The organism is Leuconostoc mesenteroides subsp. mesenteroides ATCC 8293 (genome assembly GCF_000014445.1).
In the GTDB taxonomy this organism is placed as follows: domain Bacteria; phylum Bacillota; class Bacilli; order Lactobacillales; family Lactobacillaceae; genus Leuconostoc; species Leuconostoc mesenteroides.
In genome coordinates, this window is sequence record NC_008531.1 from 1,628,290 (window position 1) to 1,640,674 (window position 12,385).

The following is a 12,385-nucleotide window of genomic DNA, read 5'->3' on the forward strand; positions in this document are numbered from 1 at the left end:
TTTTTACCTCTCTTACAACATGCTTAATTTGTTTAACATTGTGTACAAACTATAACTTTTACCTTTGACATAAAACAGAACATCATTTGTGTCATCAGTACCAAAACCAGCCTGTGATGGTGTATCAAAGAAGCCAAACCATTTATGCCCGTTTGATAATGTTGCTCCTTGGATATGCAACGCTCTTCTATCTGTAGAACTAAATTGTTGTGCTACGTCAAAACCACCCTCAAAGTAAGTTGGTTGGTGCCACGTCATGATGTCTTCAACATGCCACCCTGCTTTACGTCCCTTATATCCTGCTACTAGGCTAGAATCCCATGACATTTTCATATCATAAGTACCTACACTGTTAGTTACACCGAAACCAATACCATCGCCACCTCTAATGGTGTTAGAACTGTCTGAGTTTAAGTCATAGTCTGAATCTCCTGGCTTAGATGTATGCCATCCAGCTAGTTTAATCATTAGATAGTCTACGTTGTCATGCTCTGGCATTGTTTCATGTCGGAATGTACCTAGATACTCATTTGATGAGCTAATCAATTCAATCTGCCCGTTTAGGACGTTTGTAGTACCTAAAGCACCATCTAACACTAATCCATCTTGATTAAATTGAGCTGTACTACCTTGTGATGTACTAATAGTCATGCCTATTGGGCTAATCTTCACTGACTGATATAACCCATTCCAGTTTGACTGGATGAAATTAGAAACATTACCAGTTAACTTAGCCACGTCTAGGGTAGCTATTTTAGCGCTGGTAATTGTTGCATCACCAATCTGTGCGCTACCTATAGCACCGTTTGCAATCATTGCTGAATTAATCCACGCTGTACCCTTAATCTGGGTATTAGGGCTATCAATCGTCACATTCTTGCTAATAAGGCTCATTTGAGATGCATTACCAACAATCCCACTGATAATTTTGCTGATATTATCAGTGATGCCGATGCTCCAATTATCTTTAAAAAGTGACAATACTGTAGAACTGCTAGATGTGCCATATGTTGGTGTGTATGGTGAGGCTTTAGCCCCTGTGTTCAAAGATGGTCTAGTAATATAATCAGTAGCATTGGCTGATGAGTGGGCAATAATAACAGAAACATAGGCGGTGTTAGCTGGCGCTACTTTGTTTTCAACTACATATTTTTGAATTCCTTTGTACGATGTTCCGTCAATGATGTTTCCTGCACTGGCTGTTGATAGCAATTTCTTGCTAGAATCCCAGAAGCCAATTCTGTAATCCAATGCCGTTGAAACAGTCGGTGCCGGAGCACGTCCAGCTACTATAGAAGCACTGAATACTTTTCCAGCACTAGCAGTAACTAATGCGCTTGTGTACCATGTGCCTACTGCATACGATATTATCCTAGAACCATTTACAACTGGCCAATCTGCAAAACCACTAGCCTTAGGGGCGTTCCAGGCTACACCTGCTGTAGAACCAACAGCCTCACCGTTTGATAATGAATACCATGTACCATTTAATGGGTCGAACTCTGAATTAACTACCATATTAGTTGATTCAACCTGTGCCAAGATACCACTAGCTGTTTGAGATATAGTTGAATTTAGTCCGTTGACTGCACTTGTGATAGAACTTTGTGTAAAGTCTTTTGAGCTTTGCAAAGTGTTTGCATCACCCTTAGTCCTATCAGTTATTTCTGTCTTAATTTGGTTAGCTGTTTGAGTAACAGAACTCTGTAAACCACTAATATTGTTAGTTGCTGTTGAAAGTGTACCCTCTGCTGTGGTTACTCTCTTAGTGACTGAATCAATGTTAGTACCTTGTTTAGATACTGTGTCCGTTATTCCATCTATCGTTACTTGCTGTACAGCTACCTTGTCATTGCTGTTATATGCCCCTGGCACATAATCACCAACTGTAGAATCGAATACCACCATAAAGCGTGACATTAATTGCTTAACGCCCTCTCTAGATTCCATTGATATTCTCATTGTTACAGCGGTATCTGGAACTTTAATATTAGTCAATGATGGTAGTGTCATGTAATCCCATTGATTAGTAACCTTACCCTTAGACCAATTAACATATAAGCCACCGTTTGTAATGTCTTTACCGTTTTTATCCCAGAATGTAATCCACATATTTGTGTAAGTTCCATAGGTTAGTGTCTTTACATACCAACTCATAGTTACTGATGTACCGCCTGTAACGGGCACGTACTGTATTAACCTGGCATAAAATTGTGATGCCTGGTCTGTAGTATCAAATAGCACTGCATTTGATGATGAGTAGCCTTGCCCTGGTAAAGCAGTAACATGTGAACTATCTACAGCATTCTTTATAGGGTCTGAGCTTGAACCTAAGGTAGAGCCATACCAGCCAGACATATCAGGATTAAACTCTGTGTTAGCCAACTGGTTAACTTGACCCATAGAATTTATCTTAGTTTGAATGCTAGATACTTGACTAGTGATTGAATCAGCGTTTACCTTAACCTGTGCAATTTGAGCATTATAATCAGTTTTAGCTGAATTTAAATCCGCCATAGTAGCTCTTAGAGTAATATCTTTAGTGTTTTGTGCTATAGATGTTTCTGTAGCTTTAACACGATTATCATTGCTAGTCTTATAGTTTCCTATGGTTGTTACAGCGCTATCAGCCGTTTGTTGTGCCTTAGATACTGATGTACTTAAATCACCAGTTTTCTTATCATAGTCTGATTGACTAACCTTAGTAGTTACGTCCTTGGCTGTCTGTGTAATATCAGATTGTGCCTTAGTTATACGCCCATCTGCGTTAATCTTATAATTGTTTAATGCAGTTGTTGCTTGGTCTGCTGTTAGCTGTGCTTTAGCAGTTGCACTATCTACGTCCTCTGGAGCTGGAGTCCAATCAGTTGGTATGTTTCCAGATTCCAACTTAGGTAATTTAATGTATACATCCAAAGCTGTGTTAAGACTATTAAAATAGATAATAACTGGATTACTTCCATTAGCCACACCATTTGATGATATTCTAGTCCAATCACTTGGGACATTTCCTGTAGGGCTATTAAAAGGCGCTGAAGCCTCTACTCCTATATGTTTATCAGAATATACACCAGTTCCTTTTATATCAAAGCTCAATGACCACGACTGACCCTTAGTTACTACAGATTGACTAAAATATATACCGGCGTTACCAGAACCACCCTTTGGTGAAGTTATATGCCAAATATTAGTCGTGGCGTCATAAGCTACTTTAGTGGTGGTTGTGGCGACGTTATTACCGTTAGTAAAAGTCAATAGTTTAGAATTAACTAATAAGTTTCTACCACCTACAGCCAGTTTATCAACCTTTGTAACAGTTGCATCGAACCCATCAGCACGTTGTTGTAATGTACTAATCGAACCTGATTGTGTATTCTGCGCTTTTTGCAAGTTACTTACAGTAGTTTTAGTACCATCAGCATCAGCTTCAATGGTAGTCATACGGGCATCTTGTGTGGTGTCTGTTTGCTTGATTGATGCTATATCTGTTTTAGCTTGGTTAGCTGTTTGAGTAACGTTAGTAACATCAGTGGTTAATTGCCCTGTTTTAGCATTATATGTGGATGTATCAACCTTGCTACTTAAACCATTTAGAGCCTGTGTAGCAGTTGATTGGGCTGTAGTTATTTTACCCTCTGCATCCATTTTGTTTTGGCTAACTGTGCTTGTAATGCTAGAAGCTGTGTCATCAATTTTCTTATTAATAACACCGTCCGCACTAGTAGCTACGTCTATAGCATTTTTCTTAGCTGTATCTGCATAACCCTGTGCCTTTGTATCTAGAGCGCCTACTGCTGATGCTCTATCTGATGCTTCCTGAGCTATGTCGTCTGTTACTGACTTCTTAGCATCTGCTATATTCTGGTTAGCTGTGTCTAAAGTACTTTTAGCTACTGTAGCTGTGTTATTCTTAGCATCTTGTAAGGCTTTATCAGCCATAGCTTGTGCTTTATTGTTGAAATCACCATCTTTAACAGCTAAATCAGCTTGTTCTTTAGCCACCTGGTTAATTGTTTCATTAATCTGGGTGTTATTATCAGCAATAGCCTTATCTGTGTTATCAGAAGCTGTCTTGATAGTCTCTTCAATACGGTTACTTAGGTCTGGGTCAATTTTAAGTACCCAATCTTCACCATTGTAGGAGTAAATTAGGAAGTCATTACCATCTTTAAGGAATACTGTATCACCTTTTTGTGGGTTAGCAGGCATAGGGTCACCAGCATTGATATAACTAAAAGGGGTTAAGCCATCACTTGATAATTGAGCGCCACCAAATCCATAAATAGCATTATCTGAGACATGTGTTAGCTCTTCTTCAATCTTATTTAATTTTCCACCTGTGATTATGTCGCCGTGTTCCCATTCCGTTGGTTGGTATGCCAAATTATCACCTCCTTTATTCAATACTTGTTATGTCTACTTGTGCCTCATCAACGTAAGGCTTATTACCGTTTTCATCGTCATAAGCAACGCCCATGAATCCAAATCCATATTTCATGTTTGCATCTGTTACACCGTCTTCTGGGGCACTTGTATAAGCTGTTGCCGTGTTACCCTCTTCTAACTTAAAGTGCCTGAATCTAAGTGTTTGACCCTTAACGAATCCTGATGTGTTACTTGATGCCATTGCATTTAATCGAATGTAAAACTTATTTAAATTATCACCTGATAAGTTAAGGATACTAAACGTATAAACTGCTCTAGTCCATGTGTCATTACTAATCTTTGTGGTAGGTGAAAATGTATTACTTACCCTGAATGCCACACCTGGAACTGTACCTTTTACATCGACTGAAATTGTGTACGTCTTGTCAAAACTGAGGACTGAATCACTCATATTAGCCCATGCTTCTGCTAGTCCGTAGTACCATTCTGTAGAACCTGTACCCGTGTAATTCAATGTAATAGCATCACTGTCATATACAATTGTTGAGTTGATATTATTATTGGTTACACCTGATAAATTAGGTCTTGAATCAGCTGATGCGTTTTCACCTGATGATTGTAGTATCAAGTTCTGATTAAAGTCACCTTGTTCATTAAAAAAGCCTGAGCCATAAATGCTCAAACCTGTGTCAATGTTATACGTCTTATATCTACCTTGTTTGTTGTTATACCAAGGGTTAATGAACTCTATTGTAAACTGCTCAAATAATTTATCGGTTTGTAATACTGTCGTTCCGCCTATTTCTGTCTTAGTTAAACTGGTCAATCTTGCATCGCGATGCCAAGTATCAACACCGGTTTTATACAGCAATGTCAATGGCTGAAAAGATAAGAATGTGGAGAACTGACTAAAGGTTTGGTAACTTCGACTTTCAACATCCCCAAACAATATATTTAATTGCATCTGTCCTTGCTGAATATTTATTTTAGTTGCTTTAAAATAACTTTCATATTGACTGTAAGTGTTTGTAAACACCGTTCCCAATCCTGTTGGTGTGTTACCAAATAAATTTTCAGAATTTAAATCAACACTTTCACCACGTGCGTTATTTAGCACGAACATACTCATATGTACTCCTTTCTAAAACCCGCCCCGAAGTATTGTGTATTTAATGGCGAGTTTTTGGTTTAATTAGCTGATCTAACCGCTCTAGCAATCACAGCTTTAGAAAACTTATTCATAGCAATATCATCTACTGACTGGTTAGCCTCTGTAGTTTGACCTAAGATGCCCGCCAATAACTCAACAACACTATTTAGAGTTTTATTAGTAGCTTCAATCATATTTGATAGATTGTTATCTGAACTTTCAGCAACATTTGTATTAGAACTAGTATTTTGTGCAAAATGAGTGACTGTTTCACCCAACAATTCCATTGCTCGAGATTTTTTAGACAAATCCCAAGGAATTACCGCCTCTGTCATTCCACCCTCTGCAATATTTGCTATATGTGGTGTGTTGGTGATAGTGCCGTTTGCGTAGCCATGTCCTTGACCTAAGAATGATAAATTAGATCCATAACGATTTTTCGCATAAGCTAAACCAGCTAGCAAAGAATCATAACCATTAAATGGATTGCTGTGTCCTGGGAACTTATAGGCATTAAATGTAGCACTAATGACTTGCATCAACCCCTTAGCTAGGTCACCTGATGCGTTGTTAACGTCACCAATGTTACCCTGTACAGCCTTCTCGTTACCACCTGATTCAGTTTGAATCTGACGTAACACCTTATCGACCATTGAAGAACTTGTTGAAAGTCCGTTAGCCTTTAAGGCATCTACAACCTGTGAACGCCATCTAGTAACGCCTGCACCACTTGGTGCACCTTTTCCTCCGCCTGCATTTCCACTTGATTCAAACCCAGACTTGAGTTTTGACAGCATCTTACCAAAGCCATCTTCGATACTCGTTTTAACCATTCCACTAGATGAGTTGTGACCTGTATCACCGACTTCTAGTTTATTGACATCAAAGATCTTAGACGCCATATCAGTTAATGTTTTAACAGGATTGGTTAATTTTTCCATTGCTTCACTAGTCGCATCTGAAACATCATCCCAAATATCAGAAGCGCCCTTAGTCATAGAAGATAAAAATGATTCAATCGATGATGTACCCTTAGCGTACCCTGGTAATGTTTTGCCTAAACCGCCTTGGAATAGCTTAGCTGTATCATTAGCATTTAAAATTTTGTCACCAGGGTTAAGATTAACAACCTGAGCACCGTTGGTACCTAGAAAATCAACTTTACCCGAGTAAGGAGAATACCTTGCTTCAACCCCAGCTTCACCGACAAGCGCTTTTCCACCGGATACGCCTCGAGAACCAGTAGCGAATGCTTGCATCGTAGCAGGCTTATATCCAAAATCACCACCACTTTTAACATCAACGCTTTTAATACCAAATCCTTTGACTAAGCCATTAAAGAAATCGCCTAATCCTTTCCAAATGCTGTGCGTTCCTTTGGCTTGCTTTGAAGCAGCTTCCATAGAACCGTTAGCTTGAAGAACAGCCTTATTAACTACGCCGTTACCTTGTTTACCAGCAGCATCAAGGACGCTATCTTTTTGTTTATATGCCTTATCAACAACTTCATTTCGCTGTTGCGTTGCAGCATTTGATGTTTTGTTTCTCTGACTAGTTGCCTTACCGACAATATCATCATGTTGTTTATTTGCTGAATCAACCGTCTTATCTCTTTGGTCTTTAGCAGCTTTAACCGTTTCATCATGTTGCTTGTTAGCTGAATCTCTAACATTTTTACGTTGGTCTTTAGCCCATTGACTATTCCCTTTGAATTGATTTTCAGATGCTTTTATCGTGTCATCACGTTGCTTATCAGCTGCATTTTTAGCATCTTTGTACTGATTTTTAGCAGCGTTAACGACGTTATCACGTTGTTTGTCAGCGGCTTTAGTAACCTTTTTGAGTTGTTCATCAGCAGCCTTTTGTGCAGCAGCCAGCTTTTTGTCAGCGTACTTTTTAACGTTGTTATATTCTTCTTTAGACTTAGAAGTAATATCCTGTAACTGTTTATTAGTTAGCCGTCCTTTATCCTTGGTTAATTTATCCATCAACTTTACTTGCTCGTTGTTAGATAACTTAATTTTCCCGGTCAAAGTTGTGTGCAGTTTAGCTTCTTCAACAGTTGTTTCAGTTGCGTTTTTGACAGTTAGTTTATTAACAGCCTTTTTCTTAGCCTGATCGTCCTTAGCAAGTGCTTGCTCTTTCTTTTTATAGTCCTTTTGAACTTGTAAAGAATTTTCTCCATACTTAGCAGCATCTTTAGCAATAATGCTATCCCATTTATTGCTGTCTTTTTGCTTAGTTTTATTATATGAAGTTTCAAGCTTTTGGCGTTGCTGTGAATAATATTTTGTCAGTGCTGTTCTATCAGATTGACTTAGTTTTTCAACACTATTAGCCTTTTTACCTTCTTCTTTGATAGTTTTTAATCTATCTTGATATTCTTGTTCAGTAAGATAACCGTTTTTCTTTAATAGCTTAATATCCTGTAAATCTTGCTTTTGCTTTTCAGAATAATATTTTTTAGAAGCTTTATTCAAATCTGAATAAGCATCCTTAGCATCAACTTTCGGTGCTTTGATAGTTATCTTATTATCTGAAAAAGCCTTTTTTAATGCTTTATTAAGCTTTTTCGTAATTGATTGAGCTGTCTTAGTACTTCCTAACGAATCACCAATACCCGCGCCGATTGCAGCACCAGCCATTGTTCCAGCCCCGGGGATAATACTTCCTAATATAGCTCCGATACCACCGCCTATGACAGCGCCGGCACCCTTAGATGCAGCACTGATTTTATCACTAGACTTTTTAGAACTGATAGCAGTTGCGATACTTCCACCTACATCAGCTGCAGTTAATGCTATACCTAATCCTGAAACAACCTTACTGGCAACACTAGCGACTTTTGCTCCAGTAGATACTGTTGCTAATCCGCCTCCTGCTCCGGCAGCTCTTGTAGTTGCAGCAGTTTCAACCATCGTAGTCGCGCCCGCTTTACCACCTACTGAACCAGTAGCGTTGGCAGCTGTATTTAATGCTGCGGTTGTTTTTAAGACACCGTTAAATTCTTTATAAGTGCCAATAGCTGTTTTAATCCAACCTATTGTGTCACTTATCTTTTTAAAAGCCCATATACCAGCAAAAACCTCTGCAAAGGCTTTTATTTGACCAGTATGTGTGCCAATATACTCAACTAAGCCAACTAACTTATCGCCTACCCAAGCTACGCCGTCAGCTATTTTCTTTAATCCATCTTGGCCTTCTTTTGAATTGAAGGCTTTAGCCATTTTAACTGCGGCTTCTGATATAACTGGCAACATTTGTTTACCAATCATGATCATAACAGCTTGTCCAGCCTGGCTAAACTGTTGCAATTCAGCTTTAACAGTTGTCATGTTCTTCTTAGCTAAGTTAGCTACATAACCTTGACCATCTGCTGATTTTTCAACTTTTTTATTTAACTCATCTAATTCTTTATTGTTTTGAGCTAAAATAATACCAGCTTGTTGACCGGTAGTACCGAACAAACTATTAAATACTGAGTTCTTTTGAGCAGTACCCATATTCTTAGTTTTTTCGTTAATAACGCCCATGATAGTTGTCATATCACGCAAGTTACCATTTGAATCAACTAATTGGCTACGACTAATACCCAATTTACTGAGCATATCGCCGGTACCGCCAGACTTAATTGCCTGTATCTTACCGTTCAATTTTTCAATTGCTTCTTGCTGCGTTTTAATGGCAGATGCAGCTGATTTAGAACTCTTTGTACCAGCTTTTTCAGCTGCTTGATAGTCCGCTATCTTTTTCTGATGGTCTGCTATCTTTTCATTTAATGAATCAATTGAAGCAGCAGAACCTTTTTGTGCAGCATCTTGATCAGATAATGCACCAGTAATAGAGTTAATAACCTTACGTAAACCAGTACCGGCTTTATCGGCTTCAAGACCATGGTTAGAAAGAATACCCATGGCTGCAGATGTTTCGGATAGCTTAAATCCCGCTGAATGAGCAGAATCACCAACGTATTCCATTCCCTTACCAAGAGATTGGAAGTCGGTGGCTGTCATATCAGCTGCATAAGCTAACTGGTTAACAACTTCTTTGGTGTTTTTAGTCATCTTAGCAGCGTTATCGGTACGCATGCCGTATGCATCAACAACCTGAGAAGTAACACTCAAAACATCATTAAAATCATCGCCTGAGGCTACTGATGCTTGTAATTCAGACTTCATTGCACCAAGAGCTTCAGCTGAGGTGTAACCACGCTTGATTAACTCTTGATATCCTTCAGCAATAGCCTGTTGTGACTTACCATACTGAACGGAATACTTTGCGCCATCTTTTTGCATCTGATTGACATTTTTTTGAGCTTCAGCAGCTTTTTCACCACCTGTTGTAGCCAAATTTAATGTCTTAACATAAGATTCTTGAAGATTAGTAGCAGCTTGAGCACCCTTAATTGAAACAGCACCAATACCAACAATAGCAATGCTACTACTGTATGCCATGTCTTTGATTTTCTGACCTGCGGTACGAAACCCGTTTCCCATCTTTTCAGCAGCACGGTAAGCACCGTTAGCTCCGCTTGCGTACTTGCTTAACCCATAAGGATTAGCACGGTTAACTTCTGCTTGAGTTAACTTCAACTCATTTTTCATATTGGCAACGTTTGTTGCCGTTTCATTTACTCGAACAGCTTGCCTTTTGTATGCATCACTAGCTGAACCGCTTGCTTGTTCAATTCTTTTCAGCTCTTCTGATTGCTTAACATACTGTTGGGAGAGGTTTGATAGCGAGGCTTTCATATTATTAGCGCTAGTAATATTAGCTGCTCTAGTATTATGCTCTGCTTTCAAAAGGTTGACATACGAATCAGAAACTTGATTCATCTGCTTATATTCTTGTTGCAACTTTGCTAATCCACTGGTTTGATACTCCATTGATGATTTAGCACGTTGTTGCTGAGACTCTAAGCTAGCTAACTTTTGATTAGCCTGTTGGATGTTTCTTTCGTATTTTAAAAAGGACTCGGCACCTTCTTTTGTAGAGGTGTCTAAGCCCTTTTGACGTTGTTGCAATTCAGTTATTTTGTTTTTCTGAGCTTCCATTTCTCGGCTCAGACCGTTGTATCGCTCTTGCGATGCTTTTAAGTAATCGCCCGATGATTTAGCCGCTGCCTCTTGAGCTTTCCAAGCGTTTTTAACAGAAGTAACAGCATCGTTCAAACCACGTAAACTATTAGTCGCTTTTAAAGTGTCTAAAGCAATAGACGTGGCCATCTCCGCCTGAATTCGTTCAACCATTTACTCTCCTTCCCCCGGTATATTCAACCCCATTTGTTTAGCGATAGCTAATGGATCACCAGCACGTTTATCAGGCTCTTTTGCATTAAGCATATTCATGAATGAAAAATATTCCTGATTATCTAAATCACTTGGCAAAATACCGTATTCTTTAAAAAGTTGTTTTTTTAAATAACGCACCTCTTCAAGTTGGTTCTTCTTGTCGAATACTTCCCTTCTTATTCGACCAAATCTTCTTTTGGGTCTTCTTCATTTACCTCTTCTTGACTTTCAGAAGCAAGCTTAACAAGATTTTCGTATTCTTCTTCGCTAACGCCCATCATCATCAGTTCTACATATTCATAAGCATCTGAAAATTGTTTAGATGATACACTATGGGTTAGTTCGTCCATTTCTTCGTCAGAAATACCAAAAATTGACTTGATTACGTCCATCTTAATTTTGCTAGATTTCAACTCATTTTTCTGGATATCAATAAACTCCATACCCTCAGTATCAGCAAGTTCACCGAGTTTTATGCTGTTTTCAATCGCTTCTTCTCGCAAACCAAATGTCTTTTTTATAGATACCGTCTTGCGAATTCCGAACTTATTCAACTTAATTTTTTCTGTATTAACTGCCATGATCTAGGCTCCTTTTATTTTGATATGTACGGGTAAAATTACCCTAAATTTAGTTACAAAACGACGTATTTTTTTAGTGACAAAGTTACATTTTTTCAAATTAAAAAATGAGAACTTACAAAAAAGTTACAAAAATTGTGTAACTTTACGAAAAAAATGTAACTTCTGTATCCCTTGACAGGCATAGCCCGAATAGCAAAAAGTTACAAAGTTACATAAAATACTATATAAATATATATATATATTATTACAAGGTTTAAAGGTAACTATGAGTAACTAAAAATGTAACCCGCCCATTTTCATGTACTATTTATTTCAAAAGCGAGTTAAAAAATACTAATTATTGACCTGTTGTGCCATCAGTTGGTTTTGAATAGCCAGGGAAGGTTTCTGCCATTAACGCATCAAGTGTAAATCCATCTACCAAATCAGATGCAACTTGGTATGGCTCACCCCCGAATTGAGTATCAACAACGGGATTCATTGTCGTTAAAGTCATAACGTCGTTTGAATCAGTTCCGTTGTTAGTGTTTGTACCCAACGTCTTGTTTCCTTCGATCATTGTCCCGTTAGCAAAGGCATAATATATTTTATGTTGCTTATCCAATGTTTGTGTCACAGTGATCGCCGCTACGTGCGCTTCTTTTTCACCATCAACAAAGCCTTTGCTTGTTGTTTGGATTTTACCAAGCAGCTTTTGCTTAGCTTCAAATCCTAGATCAAGCATTGTAAATTCGGCTGTTGGATATGAACGAGCCTTAGTTGAACGTTTGGCCTTATTGTTTGAGTATTGCAAGGTTGGTGCAGTACCCAAGTTCTGAATTTGAATTTGAGTAGCACCTTCAGCAGTGGCATCTTGATGGCCGTCTGCTTCATAGATGCCTGTGTCGCTCAAACCATCAGCGCCTTTTATTAATTGACCTGTTGCATTGTCAATTAATCCGAAATATGAGGTAACAATACCTTGTGTTGCCATG

At 38.5% G+C, this 12,385-nt stretch carries 6 protein-coding genes; all 6 read right to left on the reverse strand.

Annotated elements, in window-relative coordinates:
- Positions 1 to 12 precede the first annotated feature (12 nt).
- The 6 genes from LEUM_RS07995 to LEUM_RS08025 all read right to left on the reverse strand — a co-directional run bounded on the left by LEUM_RS07995 (position 13) and on the right by LEUM_RS08025 (position 12,384).
- A complete protein-coding gene (locus tag LEUM_RS07995; protein ID WP_011680277.1) occupies positions 13 to 4,383 on the reverse strand; it encodes a hypothetical protein in 4,371 nt (1,456 codons plus the stop codon).
- A gap of 13 nt (positions 4,384 to 4,396) precedes the next feature.
- On the reverse strand, positions 4,397 to 5,515 hold the full coding sequence (locus LEUM_RS10525) for a phage distal tail protein domain-containing protein (RefSeq protein ID WP_242824519.1): 1,119 nt from the start codon (positions 5,513 to 5,515) through the stop codon (positions 4,397 to 4,399).
- 59 nt (positions 5,516 to 5,574) lie between these two features.
- A complete protein-coding gene (locus LEUM_RS08010) occupies positions 5,575 to 10,785 on the reverse strand; it encodes a phage tail tape measure protein (protein ID WP_011680279.1) in 5,211 nt (1,736 codons plus the stop codon).
- Positions 10,786 to 10,965, reverse strand: a complete 180-nt coding sequence (locus LEUM_RS08015; protein WP_010282314.1) for a hypothetical protein — start codon at positions 10,963 to 10,965, stop codon at positions 10,786 to 10,788.
- Between the two features lie 38 nt (positions 10,966 to 11,003).
- A complete protein-coding gene (locus LEUM_RS08020) occupies positions 11,004 to 11,408 on the reverse strand; it encodes a phage tail tube assembly chaperone (protein ID WP_011680280.1) in 405 nt (134 codons plus the stop codon).
- 340 nt (positions 11,409 to 11,748) lie between these two features.
- Positions 11,749 to 12,384: a phage tail protein gene (locus tag LEUM_RS08025; RefSeq protein WP_011680281.1), complete on the reverse strand. Its 636-nt coding sequence runs from the start codon at positions 12,382 to 12,384 to the stop codon at positions 11,749 to 11,751.
- Between the last annotated feature and the right edge of the window lies 1 nt (position 12,385).